Genomic DNA, 13,758 nt, shown 5'->3' with positions numbered 1-13,758 from the left:
ATGACCTCTGCGCCATGGACGCTGCGTATCGCTCTGTATACTCGGTCACGGTTGGCGGGTACCCCTTCCCGCCCCGAATCACGGAGCGATGTCATGGGTCTTGTGCAGGCGGTGGTGGGTGCGGTCGGCGGCGTGCTCGGCGACCAGTGGAAGGATTTCTACACCGTGCCGGACGGCCTGCCGGCGACGGCCGCGCTGTTCGCGGCGGTCCCCCGTGGCACCAATGCCGGTCGCGGCTCCAACACCAGCGGTTCGAGCAACATCATCACCAACGGCTCGAAGATCGTCGTGCCGGAAGGCTACGGCCTGCTGCTGATGCAGGACGGCGCGATCACCGCGTTCGTCGCCGAGCCGGGCGGCTACGAATGGCGTTCGGACGACATCAACTCCAAGTCGATCTTCGCCGGCGACGGCATCGTGTCGACCTTCATCACCCAGAGCTGGGAGCGCTTCAAGTTCGGCGGCCAGCCGGGCTCGCAGCAGGCGGCGTTCTTCGTCTCGCTGAAGGAACTGCCGGAGAACCGCTTCGGCACCCAGTCCGAGATCTACTGGGACGACGGCTTCCTCAACACCCAGGTCGGCGCGATCACGCGCGGCTCGTACACGCTGAAGATCGTCGACCCGATCCTGTTCGTGAAGAACTTCGTGCCGGCCGCGTACCTGCAGCCGGGCAAGGTGTTCGACTTCACCGACCTGGACAACGCGGCCGCCGGCCAGCTGTTCAACGAAGTCGTCGGCTCGCTGGCGCCGGCCTTCAGCCTGTATACGAACGATCCGTCCAAGGGCAACCGCATCACCAAGATCCAGCAGGATTCCCTGGGCTTCGCCCAGAGCCTGTCGGCGGCGGTGGAACAGGGTTACCAGTGGAAGTCCGACCGCGGCCTGGCCATCGTCAAGACCGCCATCGTCTCCATCGAGTACGACGCCACCACCCGTGAACTGCTGAAGACCGTGCAGCGCGCCGATGCGCTGGCCGGTTCGCGCGGCAATTCCAACCTGCAGGCCAGCGTCGCCCAGGGCATCCAGTCCGCCGGCGAGACCGGCGGCGCCGCCGGCCTGGTCGGCGTGGGCATGGCCTCGGGCATGGTGGGTGGCCTGGGCGCGCTGCAGCAGCCGGCCACGCCGGCCGCCCCGGCGGCGGAGGATCCGGTCGCGAAGCTGCAGAAGGCCAAGCAGATGCTCGACCTCGGCCTGATCACCCAGGCCGATTACGACGCGTTGAAGGCGAAGGCACTGGGCCTGTAATCCGCACACCGCCCATGTCCACCCCGAACCGTCCGGCGCCCCCGCCGTTGCCGCCGGCCCCACCCCTGGGGCCCGGCTCGCCGCAGGACGTGCCGCCGCTGCCCGGCACGTTCCCGGTCGATCCCGCCCCCCTGCCCGACGCCATCCGCGACGAGCTGCAGGCGCCCGACCCGGTCGCCATCGACACCGCCTCGGCCGAGCTGCGCGACGGGCAGAACCATTGCCCGAAGTGCGGCGCCACCGAGATCCGCCACAAGCCCGGCACCGACCTGCTGGTCTGCCTGTACTGCCGCAACGAATGGGACGGCGCGCGCGTCGAGGAAGCCTTCGGCTTCGGCACCGGGCACGCCGACCTGCGCGGCACCATCATGGCGTCCGGCGCGCGCAACATCGATGCCGATGCCGCGCTGCTGATGACCTTCAAGTGCACCGGTTGCGGCGCCGAGGTCACCGTCAACACCGAGAACGCGATGACGGCGCGCTGCCACTGGTGCCGGCACATGTTCGGCGTCAACGAGCAGATCGCCAACGGCGCGGTGCCGGACGCGGTGCTGCCCTTCCACATCAAGAAGGACGACGCGGTCGCCCGCATCCGCCAGTTCGTCGACAAGCGGCGGCTGTTCGCGCTGAAGGCGTTCAAGGAACAGTTCACGCCCGAGAACGTCGTCGGCGTGTACCTGCCCTACATGATCGTCGACGGCAACGCGAGCGCCGAGGTGGCCGGCAAGGGCGAGATCCTGATCCGCCGCTACACGCGCGGCACCGACAAGAACAAGAAGACCTACTACGACGCCGACCTCTACCAGGTCGAACGCCAGGTGGACTTCACCGTCGACGACCTGCCGCTGGAATCCTCGCGCGAGCGCGGCAACCTCGACACCGCCGTCAACACGCAGAACATCATCAACACCATCCTGCCGTTCGACACCAAGAACGCGGTGAAGTGGAATGCGTCGTACCTCTCGGGCTTCACCTCGGAGAAGCGCGACACCGACGTGGAGCAGCTGCGGCCCCGGCTGGAAGACCAGCTGCTGTCCATCGCCCGCGCGCAGGTCGAGGATTCGGTGGACCGCTACGACCGCGGCGTGCGCTGGGAACGCGAACGCCTGGACGTGCACGGCACGCGCTGGGTGTCGATGTACCTGCCGGTGTGGCTGTACTCCTACCACCAGCCCGGCAAGAACGGCGGCATGCTGCACTACATCGCGGTCAACGGCCGCACCGGCGAGACGATGGGCAGCGTGCCCGTGCAGCACTGGAAGCTGCTGCTGGCGGCGCTGACGGTGGGCACATTCCTCGAGGGCATCGCCCTCGCGATCATCTGGGCGGGCGCATGAGCGACGACAACGGTCTATGGCTGCTGGCCCTGGGGCCTGCGGGCGCAAGCGCGCTGTATTGGGCGCTGTACCGCTACTACCGCAACACCGACAAGTCGCACGCCTTCGAGCGCGAGACGGAGGTCGTCGCCCAGCCCGTCACCGGCGCGGACCGCAAGATCGACGAGATCCGCGGCACCCAGCGCGCCGGCATCGACGGCGACAACGTCAGCGCCTACCGCCAGCGCGTGGAGCGCGTGCGCGGCGACAGCAGTTAGCCCGCATGACAGAGCGCAACGAGCTTGAAAGCCTCATCATCTCGCCTGGCGATATCTATGAGGACTGCGCGTATCACCCCTGCCTTTGCGTAGGCGCTGAGGATGGGCAGGTGTGGGGCATATCGCTCATCGACGGGTCGCAGCCGCGCTCCTGTGACCTACGCATGTGCGGCGTCCGCATTCTGACTCCCCAGCAGGCCTGGGATATAAAGTGTCATGGACCTGCGGATGCAGAGGCGAAGGCTGACTATCCACCGGAGCGTCGTTGGTGGCGGTGATGCCGCCTAACGATTCATTCAAGCCGAATCCACTTCGCGGGCCGGCTTTGTTCAGGGGTTAGCGGGATCCCGGCGTCCGTGAGGGCGCCCCCGATCCCGTCCCGCGCTACGACAACTCCAACTCGGCGCGTGCGGTGGCACGATGCGCGGCGCGATACGCGGTCGGCGTGCAGCCCATCGCGGTCTTGAACGCGCGGTTGAACGGGCCCAGCGAGGCGAAGCCGGCGTCGCCGCTGATGTCGAGGACGGTAGCGTCGTCGTCCGCATCCGCCAGCCGGCGACAGGCGTAAGCGATGCGGTGGCGGTTGAGCATCTGGTTGAAGTTCTTCTCGCCCAGCGCCTGGGTGATCAGCCGGCTCAGCTTGTGTTCGGCGGTGCCCAGGCGGTGCGCCAGGTCGATCACCTTCAGCTCCGGCTCGCGGTAGACCTGCTGCACGTCCAACTGATGCCGCAACGCGCGGACCAGGCGGAGTTCTTCCGCGCCCTGCGGGCCCACCGGCACGCGGGCGGGCTGCGGGACTTCGGCCGGCGGCCACGGCACGCGACGGCGATGCCACAGCGCGCCGTGGGTGAACAGGATCATCGCCATCGCGCACAGCGGGATCACCCCGCCACGCACCTGCGCCAGCCACGGCCAGGTGCCGGCCAGCGCGCCCATCAACGTGGTGGTCAGCACGCAGGCGGCGAACACCAGCATGAAGGCCGACCGCAACCGGCGTTCACTGGTCGGCAGCGTGGTCCAGCCGCCGCGCAGCGCTTCCAGGAAGGTCAGCACCAGCAAGGTGGAACTGGCCAGCGTCAGCAGGCTGTCCAACCCGGACGCCCAGGGCGACACCGCCCCGTGCGTGCCGAGGGTGGCGCCGCGGTAGGCGGCGATCAGCAAGGCCACGCCGCCCGCGACCAGCACGTGCACGCGGCCCACGCCGCCGTCGCCGCGGAACAGCGCCCGCGACACCAGCCAGAACCCGTTGCAGGTGGCGCTGCCGCCGATCGCGACGGCCCACAGCATCCAGGTGGGTGCGCCATCCATCCACGGCGACATCAGCGAGAGCGCCATCGAGCCGCTGACCACGGCGAAGATCACCTCGGCGTCGCGTTTGGGGCGCTGCCACAGCAGCATCAGCAGCGAAGCCACCGCGACCGTGACGGCGATGCCCGTGGTAATGGTCGGCCAGGTCGGCATGGCGGTGTCCTCGTGGGGTCCGCCACAGGGTGCGGCCGCGGGCATCCGGCGCCAAGCGCCATCGGTCATGGCCGCCGCCCCGCCACGCGCCGAATGCGCACGCACGATCCGGCTGGCCGATTTCCGATCCGGCGAGACGGCCCCGGCAGGCGCCGCCCATCGTGCGGCTCCCTTCCCCGGAGCCGTTGCCATGCCCGTGTCGCCTTCCCTTCCCGCGCCGTCCCGTGTGCTCTCGCTCGGCGCCACCGCCTGGTTCGTCGCCGCCACGTTCGGTCAGTGGGCCTTCGTGGCCTTCATCGTGCTGTTCTTCGGCGGTCCGGTGCTGGGCGGCGATCTGTCGCCGCTGAACGCCAAGCCGCACGTCACCGGGTATGTGCCGGGCGATGTGGTGGGGAACCTGCAGTTCGTCGGCCACGCGCTGCTCGCCGGGCTGGTGACCTTCGCCGGCGCCTGGCAGTTGGTGCCGGCGCTGCGGCGACGGTGGCCGCACCTGCACCGGTGGAACGGACGCGTGTTCCTGTCGGTGGCGCTGGTGGTCACGCTGACCGGCTTCTATCTGGTCTGGGTGCGCGGCTCGCAACTGGGGCCGGCCAGCAATCTGTCGATCTCGGTGAACGGGCTGTTGATCGTGGTCTTCGCGCTGCTGGCCTGGCGCAGTGCGCGGGCGAAGGACGTCGCCGCGCACCGGCGGCATGCGCTGCGCGCGTACCTGCTGGTGAACGGGGTGTGGTTCCTGCGCATCGGCATCATGCTGGCCGGGCTGGTGCTGACGCCGCTGGGCATCACGATCGACTACACCGGCGCGCCTTTCATCCTGGTCAGCTTCGGCAGTTGGCTGGTGCCGCTGGCGGTGCTGTCGCTGTACTTCGCCGCGGAACGTTCTCGGCATGCGGGGGTGAAGGTGGCCACGGGTGCCCTGCTCTGCCTGCTGGCGCTGCTCACGGCCGCCGGCAGCGTGGCGGCCATCGCCTTCATGTGGTGGCCGGTGTTGTAAGCCGCGGGAGCGAAGCGCTGGCGGCCCCTTTCTCCCTGAGGGCGTGGAGCAGGAGAAACACGTCGTACCGGCTGTCCCCTTCTCCCCGTGCAACGGGGAGAAGGTGCCGAAGGCGGATGAGGGGCGCTTTTCCGTCGCGCACGCGACGTGTTCGCCGCGTACTGACGTCGAACGCATCCTCGACAGCGACCGACGGCTACGCCGCGCACGATGCGACCCCGCGCCCGCCCCTCATCCGCCCTCCGGGCACCTTCTCCCCGCAGGCGGGGAGAAGGAAACGCAGGGTGCATTGCGCTGGTAGGGTTATGTCGACGTGAAAGCGGGGCACGTACGACGTGCGGTGTCCGTCGTGCCGCGACCGGGGCGTTGGACGGAATGCACGGCATGTCGCCGAAGGAGTCGCATCATGGCCGACCGTCCCCGCTTTCCCGGCACTACCCACGGCAATCCCGCCATCGACGGCGAAGTGTTGCCGCCCCCCATCGATCCGGAACGCTTCCGGCATATCCAACTGCTCAACGAAGCGGTGCTGGTGAACTTCGCGGCCTCGCCCAACCCACGCACGCCGTGGGGATGGTCGACGCTGGCGTGGGACGTGACGATGCCGACGACCTTCCTGCCCGGCGTGCACGTGGAAGCGGTCTTGTTCGGCGAAGGCGAGCAGATCGTACCGGCGCAGGGCACGCGGCCCGCGCGGCCGTACAACGAGACTACCTACACGCTGTCGCTGCGCACGCCGCTGGCCGTGCGGATGATGGGCCAGGTGACGCTGGGCATCGACTTCGGCGCGTGCTTCGAGCTGCCGCAGCGCAGCGACGTGATCCGCGACCTGATCCGCGAAGAGGTGCGCCGCGCGTTCCCGTCCTCGGGCCAGGTGACGTTGCGCGGCAGCGAGATCGGCGTGGATTTCGGCATCAACAGTTTCGTCGTCGATATCCCGCTGACCGCGGATGTGCCGAACTGGTTCGATGCCGACATCGACATGACGTTGGGTTTCGAGGTGTTCCCGGTGGATGGGCGGGTCGCCGCGCGCTACGGCTTCGCGCGGACCAACGTATCGTTCGGCACCGCGTCGGCGATCCTCTCGGGCGGCTGTTCGTCGGCCGTGGCGAAGGCGCTGGAAGCGGCCTGCGATGGATTCTTCGATGGCTTCATCGGCCCGGCCATTGCGCGGCAACTGCGCGACCAGGTGCAGGCGGGCATGAACACCGCGTTGGCTGAGTTCAACCAGGGCCGTTCGCCGCCGTACAAGGTGCACGACTTCTCGCTGACCGAGTTCAACCTGCTGGTGCGCGTGTGTCCGGTCAGCGCGCCGCCGCCACCGCCGGACCCCAACCGTCCGGGGCGCGATGGCGGTTTCGAACCGCTCAACGGGTGAGGCGCTGCGTCACTTCGCTGATGCCGTCCTGAAATCCGTGCGCCCCGCCTGCGCCAGGGTGAAGGCGTAGATGTCGGTCCACACCTCGTCCAACTGGCTGCGGCTCGATCCCATGCCATGGCCGGCGCCGAAATCCAGCCGCAGCAGCACGGGCACCTTCCCGTCCTGCGCGGCGGCCAGGCGCGCGGCGTACTTGGCGCTGTGGAAGGTCGCGGCGCGCGGATCGTTGAGGCCGGACACCACCAGCGTGGGCGGGTACGCCGTGCCGGCACGGATGTGCTGGTACGGGTCCAGGTCGAACATGGTCTTGAACGAGGCCGCATCGGTGATCGGCCCGCCCCATTCCTCGATGTCCGCGTAGTTCTGCTCGGAGACGTAGCGCACGGGATTCATGAAGCCGACGTTGGCGATCGCGCCGGCGAACAACGCCGGACGCTCGTTGATCGCACCGCCCAGCATCACGCCGCCGGCCGAGGTGCCGATCAGCGTCATCGTCTTCGACGAGCCCACCTTGTCGCGCATCAGCTGCTCGGCCACGTCGATGGCATCGCGCCAGGTGGTGGCCTTGGTGGCCGCCTTGCCGGCGTAGTGCCAGTCGCGACCGAACTCCCCGCCGCCGCGCACGTTCGCCAGCGCGTACACACCGCCGCGGTCGAGGAAGGCCAGCACGCGCGCGTTGAAGCGCGGCAGCGCGGCGTAGCCGTAGGACCCGTAGGCTTCCAGCAGCACCGGTGTGTCGGCATCCAGCGTGGCGCCTTTCTTCATCACCAGCGTGTACGGCACCTGCGTGCCGTCGCGCACCGCCACCTGGCTGCGGCGGGCTTCATAGCCGGCGGTGTCGAACGGCAGCGGCGGCACCAGCGCGAGGTCCTTCAGCTGGCCGTCGCGCAGGTCGAGGCGGTAGATCGTGGACGGCGTGAACCAGCCCGTCATCGCCACCAGCACCTCGGACGACGGTGCCCAGCCCTGCAGCGAGGTGACCTGGCCATCGAACGGCAGTGCGAGCTTCGTCGCCTTGCCGTCGGCACCCACGCGCCACAGGCCAGAGGCCGGTCCATCGATGGTGCGCACCAGCAGCCCACCCTGCACGGCCAGGATCGATTCGATCACCGGCGTACCCGGCAGCGCGACGACGCGCGCGGTCTTCAGGTCCGGCGCCGTCGCCGAGGTCTGCAGGATCTGCCCACCGGAGGCCTGCTTCTTCGAGATCAGGTACAGGCGATCGCCGTCGAGGGCGGTGTCGACCACGACATCCTCGAAGCCGGCCACCGGCGTCCACGTCGCCTGTCCGGTCATCGCGCGGTCGGCATCGGCGCGGTAGATCGCGATCTCGTTGCGCCCATCGCGCACGACGGCCAGCGCGGTAGGGCTGTCGGGGTCGAAGATCACCGGCACGAACTGTTCGGCCTTCGCGCTGATGCCGCCTTTCCCGCGGGTGGCCAACAGCACGTCCGGTGTGGGGGTGCCCAGGCGATGCAGGCGGGCTTCGTTGCCGACGAAATAGCTCGGCGTGCCCGGTTCGCCGACGAATTTGAGATAGCTGAAGCCTTCGCCATGGCGGGTCCAGCTCATCATCCAGGCGTGCGGGATCGCGACCGGCAAGAAGCGGCCCGTGTCGACCTCCAGCACGCGCAACGTGGAGTGTTCGGTACCGCGCTTGGACAAGGCGACCAGCACATGGCGGCCGGTAGGCGACGCCGCCCAGCGGTCGATCACCTGGTCGCCATCGGCGTTCTTCAACGTGGTCGGGTCGAGCAGCACGCGGGTGCGGCCATCGGCCTCGCGCACCATCAGCTTGGTGTCCTGCTCGCCGGCCGCGCGGATTTCGTGGAAGACGCGCCCACCGGCCTGTTCGGCCTGGCCGACGGTGGTGAGTTCGCCGGAGCGCGCGGCCACGTCGGCCAGCAGCGAGGCGCGGCCGGGCATGGCGGCGAAAACGCCTTGGGTGTGCCTGGCCTGCGCCTGCAGCCAGGGCATCCAGTCGGGGTCCTTGCCGCTTTCCATCCAGCGGTACGGGTCGGTGACCGCGGTGCCGTAGTAGTCGTCGGTGACAGGCTGCACCTTGGCGATGGGCGCCTGGGCCAGGGCGGTGGCGAAGGGAAGCAGCAGGGCCCCGAGCAGCAAGGGGCGTACGACGCGCGCAGTCGGCATTCGGTCTCTCCGGTGGTGCCCGCCATCCCCAGCGGGCTGTCGTGAGTATGCACGGGCGCCCGGCACGGAACCGGTCAAGCACGCCCGACCAACGGCGCTTGACACATTTCGATGTTTAGCTAACTATCGCATCATGAGTCAGGTCTTCCGCGCCCTTTCCGATCCCACCCGCCGCCAGGTGCTGCAGTTGCTGCGCAAGGGGCCGATGAGCGCGGGCGAGCTGAGCGACCAGTTCGATGTCTCCAAGCCGACGATGTCGGCGCATTTCGCGGTGCTGAAAGAGGCCGACCTGGTGCATGCGGAAAAGGTCGGCAAGTCCGTGATCTATCACCTGAAGCTGTCGGTGCTGGAAGACGCACTGCTCGGTTTCGTCCACTCCTTCGGTGCGGGCAATCCCGCGCCGAAGTCCAAGAAGGGGTCTTCGCAATGAACAGAGAAGTGTTGTCCAGTCTGGCGTGGGGCATCGGCATCGTGGTGCTGGCGCTGTGTGCGACGTTCGCGCGGTCGCGGGGCTACATCGACAGCGAGATGGTCGACCGCATCGTGATGGGCGCCGTCGGCCTGATGGTGGCGTGGTTCGGCAACCAGATGCCCAAGCGCTTCGTGCCCAGTGCGCGGGCCCGGCAGGCGCAGCGGGTGGCCGGCTGGTCGATGGCGCTCAGCGGGTTGGTCTATGCGGGGTTCTGGATCGCGGCGCCGAAGGATGTGGCGGTGATCGGCGGCTCGCTGGCGGTGCTGCTGGGTATCGCGGTAACGGCGGGCTATTGCCTGTCGCTGCGGAACAAGGCGCGGGTGTCGGGCGCCTGAGCCGGCGCACCTGTCGCTTCCTTCTCCCCGTGCAACGGGGAGAAGGTGCCGAAGGCGGATGAGGGGCGCTTTGATTTCCGCGCACGCGACACCTCGCGTAGCCCGGGTAAGGCCGCAGGCCGCACCCGGGGCCCGGCGCCTCACGGTTCCGGAGGCCGGGTTGCAAACCCCGCTCAGCGCGGCGTCACCGACGCCCGCGACCACCACCGCCCCGACATCCCATCCAGGCTTTTTGCCTCACGCGCCAGGCTTGGTGTGTGTTGAGCCAGGCTTTTTGCCTCTCGCGCCAGGCTTAGTGTGTGTTGAGCCAGGCTTTTTGCCTGACGCGTCAGGCTTAGTGTGTGTTGAGCCAGGCTTTCCGCCTCTCGCGTGAGGCTTAGTGTGTGTCGAGCCAGGCTTTTTGCCTCTCGCGTGAGGCTTAGTGTGTGTCGAGCGAGGCTTTTCGCCTGACGCGCCAAGCTATGTGTGAGTAGAACCACCCTTTTCCACTGACGCGCGCACCTTTCTGGTGAAACGTTGGATGTTTTTCGGTGTCGCGACACCCTCAATGAGAGAAGAGACACCGTTTTAGGTGGAACGTCGGACCTTAGTGAGAGAAGAAAGACCCTTTTAGGTGGAACGTCGGACCTTTTTCGGTCTCGCGACACCCTTAGTGAGAGAAGAAACACCCTCGGAGGGTCATGCGAGACCCTTTTTGGGTGTCGCGAGGGGGTTCGTGTGAGAAGAGAGATCGTTGGCGGAGTGGCAGGCGATCGCCACGGATGCTTAGGCTCGCAAACCGCAACAAGGCTGACACGCGCGCGCACTACGTGATCCGCCTCCTAGCCGATCCGGGGCGCCAACTGGCTGAGCCTCACGAAGAAGCTTCATGCACCTTCCTGCTACGCCGGAAACTTGGTTCCGTATATCTGCCGCCACTTAGCGCGGGCGACTCCTCCGTAGGTATCGGCTTGATATGCGCATGCAGCGGCAGCGATATTTTTGACCTGGAGAGCCTTGTACTCGAAGTTCCCCTCGCGGTAGACATGCTGGCCCGATCCAGGAGCCAACCACCGAGTCTGCAGAGGACTATGTGATCGCAAGAACTCAAAGAAGTCCCTACTCATAAAGTCATAGTACAAGAATGACCTCTCACGATACTCGTAGTCTTTGATGAACTGATACGCAAGCGTATCGATAAGTAGGCCACTCATCGGAACACTCCAGACATGCTTCCACGCTCTGGCCATCTTGCAGAGATTCTTCAGATTTCCGTTGCAAAGGGAATCCATAAGATTCATCGCTTCGATCTCTGGTCGCGGACTAGTGACCCGCCAGCGACCACTGTTGTTTGCATCGGGATATGTAAAGCTTCTATCGGAGTTCTCGAAAGCAGGCAACACCTCAAAGTTAATCCCGTCATGAAACGGCACGCTGACCACTTGACCATCCGCACCGACACTAGTGCTCGAATACGTCGCCCGCACTGAAGCGCGCACCGCCTGAAGTAGAGCGGATTGACCATTACCCGAATACGCATCAAACCTGTAGTACTGAGAGAGAGGAAGCCAAAAAATCATGTCGACATCACTGGTCTTAGCGGTCGCAGTGCCTCGACCATAAGATCCAACCTGAACGCTATGTTGCACACGCGAATCGGTGTTGTAGAAGTCGAGATTCAATCTCCTCGTAATCAGTTCATATCTCTCCGAGATGACCGATCTCTGCGTTACCGCCAAACTTCCGCAGAATGTCCTGAAATCATCGCCCACGCCCATCTGCGACCCCTACACCAAGTAATGATTAGCCACAATTTGGAAATCCAATTGATGTACAGAAACCAACCCATATCAGCGCAAGGAACAGAACAACAACGGCAGCACTTAGAGATAACGGGATCTTGTCCCGCCAGAACTTGAATTTAAGCTCATCGTCGAGCCAGGATATTTGTGCCTGCCAGAATATCTTGTAGTGCGCATACCAATCGCTAAGAAAAATATGCCGATGCAAGTAGACGGTCTGCGAACTAGCAAGAATCTTCTTGTACTCACCTTCAAGGTCGTCCACCGATTCACCAGCAGCCCTACTCACAACGTGACCATAGAGTCCACGCAAAGCACCGTACTTTCCAATCAGTTCGCCTCCAGCTTTAGCATACTTGTCACTCTGCGACTGAAACTGGTTGAAGTAAATTGATGCAACTCCTACCAGCAGCACCGCGGCGGCTAAATATCGATTATTAAGCGCTGGAACGAACAGCGCATAGATGCCAATTCCAAGTGTAGCTATGGTGATCCAACCAGGGGCTTTCTCAACTAAGTCGTATGTTGCAAAGTGCTTCTTTGCTCCATAAAGGACGTCATAGCCCGTCGTGGCGATCTCTTTCCTAAGCTGATCTTGATTCACTTCATTTCTCCGAACGAACGACGCTCAACCTACAAGCTGGAGGACGCTACATTGACTATGAAGATTCCGGATCTCGCAGCGACGAATCCGTTCTTTACGATGAAGCATTCAATACTATGACTACCTGGATACTGGGCAGTCTCGGTGCGCCGCAGATGCCCATGAGCTTCGACTTGGCGATCGAAGTTTCCACGTAGATTCTCATCATCAGTTGCTGCCCTACCGGTATTGACTACCTGCCAGAAAACTTCGAATGGTGCCGGAACATCGGTATTTGCTCGAAAGTGTACGCGCGCCCATCTAGCGACCTCACTATCGTCGCTCTGAATGCTCGAAGGCCGAAAGCCATCTCGGTGAACCTCCACATCGAGGCTTACTTTGCCCCTGTCGGATACCGGCCACTCCGGGGGACACTTGTGCTTCGCAGCCATGATGCGACTAATCTTCCACCGACTTCCCGCCCTCCTTCTGGGCTCATCAGCGAAAGCATTCTCAAGCAGCGCCTCACCTAGGTTAGGCGCAAGCTCTTTCATGAAATCGGAAAGATTTACGCGATCTCTTGCACGCCAGAAATCTTCTCGCGCCACTTCCAGCCACGCATAGAATGACTCCGCTTTTGCGCCTTCTACATTCCATGCATCGGCAAAGTTCTCTCGAGGATCGGATGGATTTGGAATGAAGTAAGTCTTGCCCTTTCGCTCTACGAAGTTAGCCATCCCTTGCAGAAGGCCTTCCAGCGCCGTGGCAACAGTGGATTGCTGCTGGTACGAATGTGCTGCAAGGGTTGTAATGACGATCGAGGAGGGCTTCAGATCACCATGGCGCGTGGAGAAATAGACGTCTCTGTGGCGCTTCAGTATCTGAATCGCGAGTTGAAGAGGAGTTCTTATCGAGAACTCTGGAATTTCGTCGACGTCAACTTTCGCTTCGACTAGCTTGATTTTCTCTAGACGCCTATCGTAAGCGAGCTTCATTCGCTCACGAAACCAATTGGCATAACCATTTGGATTGCTTGATGGCCACTCCTCGGATACGAGCGAAAAGTTTTGGTGTGTCCTATCAGTGATAGATACAGCGCTTTCTACAAAAGCCGTATCCACACCCAAACTCTCTCGCAGATATCGCTGGCGAGCCGCGTCCGGCACGCAGGGTAAGACATCCATGTGGAACTGAGCACTCTCCGCATAGTTCAATGTCCAGCACCTATCCCACGCTGAAGGTTGCTCCATCCCGTATCGAGCTGCGTAGGCATTTAGCTCACGGCCTAAAGCCTCATGAATTGCGCGTTGCGTGTACTCCAACTTGCTCAACGAGAACTGACACACGATATCCAGATCGTATTCCTCCTCCGGATCAAGGGGCGCGATTGCGGTCCCTAGACGGAAGGAGCCCTGTGTATAGACATGGAAATCGACAGAGCTGAAGAAGGAGTCATCGCGCTCCAGCCAGCTACTCACCGATTTGTAGCTACGCTCCGCCGCCTGATACATGGAGTCTGGGAGGTTGATCGCTTCACCCAGCTTTTCGAACCAATCGTCAGAGTTCGGAGCAATTTGAGAAAGTTTCATCAGACTCGTCCTTGAGATTAGCTCAATAGGTGGCGGGCGGCAGAGCTGGCGGGCCCTCAAGACATCTGCCACTCCTGATTCACTATTGTGACGAGTATCAAAATTTTCAATCATTCGCCAGAGTTAGGTAATACTCGTTACACAACTAGAAGCACTCCATAATTGCGGCTCCTAG

General features: G+C 64.0%; 12 protein-coding genes. 7 read left to right on the top strand and 5 right to left on the bottom strand.

All coding sequences use genetic code 11. The features are described from left to right. The first annotated feature begins 93 nt into the window (after positions 1–93). From BLT45_RS08860 to BLT45_RS08850, 3 genes are read left to right on the top strand one after another with little or no spacing between them, the layout of a single operon-like run. Positions 94–1,245: an SPFH domain-containing protein gene (locus BLT45_RS08860; protein ID WP_093297566.1), complete on the top strand. Its 1,152-nt coding sequence runs from the start codon at positions 94–96 to the stop codon at positions 1,243–1,245. A gap of 14 nt (positions 1,246–1,259) precedes the next feature. Beyond that, the gene (locus BLT45_RS08855) at positions 1,260–2,582 is read left to right on the top strand and encodes a hypothetical protein (RefSeq protein ID WP_093297563.1); all 1,323 of its coding nucleotides are present in this window, start codon (positions 1,260–1,262) and stop codon (positions 2,580–2,582) included. Further along, positions 2,579–2,839 carry a hypothetical protein gene (locus BLT45_RS08850; protein WP_093297560.1) on the top strand — a complete coding sequence of 87 codons (261 nt, stop codon included), beginning with the start codon at positions 2,579–2,581 and terminating at the stop codon, positions 2,837–2,839. The genes BLT45_RS08855 and BLT45_RS08850 overlap by 4 nt, the downstream gene beginning before the upstream one ends. A 384-nt stretch (positions 2,840–3,223) precedes the next feature. Here BLT45_RS08850 and BLT45_RS08845 read toward each other — a convergent pair whose 3' ends face one another. Next, entirely contained in the window at positions 3,224–4,300 is a 1,077-nt protein-coding gene (locus BLT45_RS08845) for a helix-turn-helix domain-containing protein (RefSeq protein WP_175455773.1), read from the bottom strand. Positions 4,301–4,490: 190 nt separating this feature from the next. On the opposite strand from BLT45_RS08845, the gene BLT45_RS08840 reads away from it, so the two are divergent. After that, on the top strand, positions 4,491–5,294 hold the full coding sequence (locus tag BLT45_RS08840; protein WP_175455772.1) for a DUF2306 domain-containing protein: 804 nt from the start codon (positions 4,491–4,493) through the stop codon (positions 5,292–5,294). A 406-nt stretch (positions 5,295–5,700) separates the two neighbouring features. Further along, positions 5,701–6,672 carry a hypothetical protein gene (locus BLT45_RS08835; protein ID WP_093297551.1) on the top strand — a complete coding sequence of 324 codons (972 nt, stop codon included), beginning with the start codon at positions 5,701–5,703 and terminating at the stop codon, positions 6,670–6,672. 9 nt (positions 6,673–6,681) lie between these two features. Here the strand turns inward: BLT45_RS08835 and BLT45_RS08830 are convergent, their stop codons facing one another. Further along, positions 6,682–8,823 (bottom strand): prolyl oligopeptidase family serine peptidase, encoded by a 2,142-nt coding sequence (locus tag BLT45_RS08830; protein ID WP_093297548.1) that lies wholly within the window; start codon positions 8,821–8,823, stop codon positions 6,682–6,684. A 133-nt stretch (positions 8,824–8,956) separates the two neighbouring features. On the opposite strand from BLT45_RS08830, the gene BLT45_RS08825 reads away from it, so the two are divergent. Together BLT45_RS08825 and BLT45_RS08820 are read left to right on the top strand one after the other, a co-directional pair. Next, positions 8,957–9,253 carry an autorepressor SdpR family transcription factor gene (locus tag BLT45_RS08825; RefSeq protein ID WP_093297545.1) on the top strand — a complete coding sequence of 99 codons (297 nt, stop codon included), beginning with the start codon at positions 8,957–8,959 and terminating at the stop codon, positions 9,251–9,253. Next, on the top strand, positions 9,250–9,630 hold the full coding sequence (locus BLT45_RS08820; RefSeq protein ID WP_175455771.1) for an ammonium transporter: 381 nt from the start codon (positions 9,250–9,252) through the stop codon (positions 9,628–9,630). Before BLT45_RS08825 ends, BLT45_RS08820 begins: the two co-directional genes overlap by 4 nt. Positions 9,631–10,511: 881 nt before the next feature. Here the strand turns inward: BLT45_RS08820 and BLT45_RS08815 are convergent. Genes BLT45_RS08815 through BLT45_RS08810 form a run of 3 tightly spaced genes read right to left on the bottom strand, consistent with a single transcriptional unit; the run spans position 10,512 to position 13,583 of the window. Beyond that, positions 10,512–11,387, bottom strand: a complete 876-nt coding sequence (locus BLT45_RS08815) for an SMODS domain-containing nucleotidyltransferase (protein ID WP_093297542.1) — start codon at positions 11,385–11,387, stop codon at positions 10,512–10,514. Between the two features lie 25 nt (positions 11,388–11,412). Continuing rightward, entirely contained in the window at positions 11,413–12,015 is a 603-nt protein-coding gene (locus BLT45_RS18115; RefSeq protein ID WP_139187967.1) for an SLATT domain-containing protein, read from the bottom strand. Between the two features lie 29 nt (positions 12,016–12,044). After that, on the bottom strand, positions 12,045–13,583 hold the full coding sequence (locus tag BLT45_RS08810) for a nucleotidyltransferase (protein ID WP_093297539.1): 1,539 nt from the start codon (positions 13,581–13,583) through the stop codon (positions 12,045–12,047). Positions 13,584–13,758: the final 175 nt, after the last annotated feature.

The sequence above is a fragment of the Pseudoxanthomonas sp. CF385 genome, from assembly GCF_900104255.1.
Taxonomy (GTDB): Bacteria; Pseudomonadota; Gammaproteobacteria; order Xanthomonadales; family Xanthomonadaceae; genus Pseudoxanthomonas_A.
The sequence above is the reverse complement of the archived record's forward strand: the minus strand, read 5'-3'. Positions and strand labels throughout refer to the sequence as shown.

Bases quoted from the DNA above. Each gene is read 5' to 3' on its own strand.
- BLT45_RS08860 (WP_093297566.1), top strand. From the start codon at position 94: ATGGGTCTTGTGCAGGCGGTGGTGGGTGCGGTCGGCGGCGTGCTCGGC.
- BLT45_RS08810 (WP_093297539.1), bottom strand. From the start codon at position 13,583: ATGAAACTTTCTCAAATTGCTCCGAACTCTGACGATTGGTTCGAAAAG.
- BLT45_RS08850 (WP_093297560.1), top strand. From the start codon at position 2,579: ATGAGCGACGACAACGGTCTATGGCTGCTGGCCCTGGGGCCTGCGGGC.
- BLT45_RS08845 (WP_175455773.1), bottom strand. From the start codon at position 4,300: ATGCCGACCTGGCCGACCATTACCACGGGCATCGCCGTCACGGTCGCG.
- BLT45_RS08835 (WP_093297551.1), top strand. From the start codon at position 5,701: ATGGCCGACCGTCCCCGCTTTCCCGGCACTACCCACGGCAATCCCGCC.
- BLT45_RS08830 (WP_093297548.1), bottom strand. From the start codon at position 8,823: ATGCCGACTGCGCGCGTCGTACGCCCCTTGCTGCTCGGGGCCCTGCTG.
- BLT45_RS08815 (WP_093297542.1), bottom strand. From the start codon at position 11,387: ATGGGCGTGGGCGATGATTTCAGGACATTCTGCGGAAGTTTGGCGGTA.
- BLT45_RS08840 (WP_175455772.1), top strand. From the start codon at position 4,491: ATGCCCGTGTCGCCTTCCCTTCCCGCGCCGTCCCGTGTGCTCTCGCTC.
- BLT45_RS08820 (WP_175455771.1), top strand. From the start codon at position 9,250: ATGAACAGAGAAGTGTTGTCCAGTCTGGCGTGGGGCATCGGCATCGTG.
- BLT45_RS08855 (WP_093297563.1), top strand. From the start codon at position 1,260: ATGTCCACCCCGAACCGTCCGGCGCCCCCGCCGTTGCCGCCGGCCCCA.
- BLT45_RS08825 (WP_093297545.1), top strand. From the start codon at position 8,957: ATGAGTCAGGTCTTCCGCGCCCTTTCCGATCCCACCCGCCGCCAGGTG.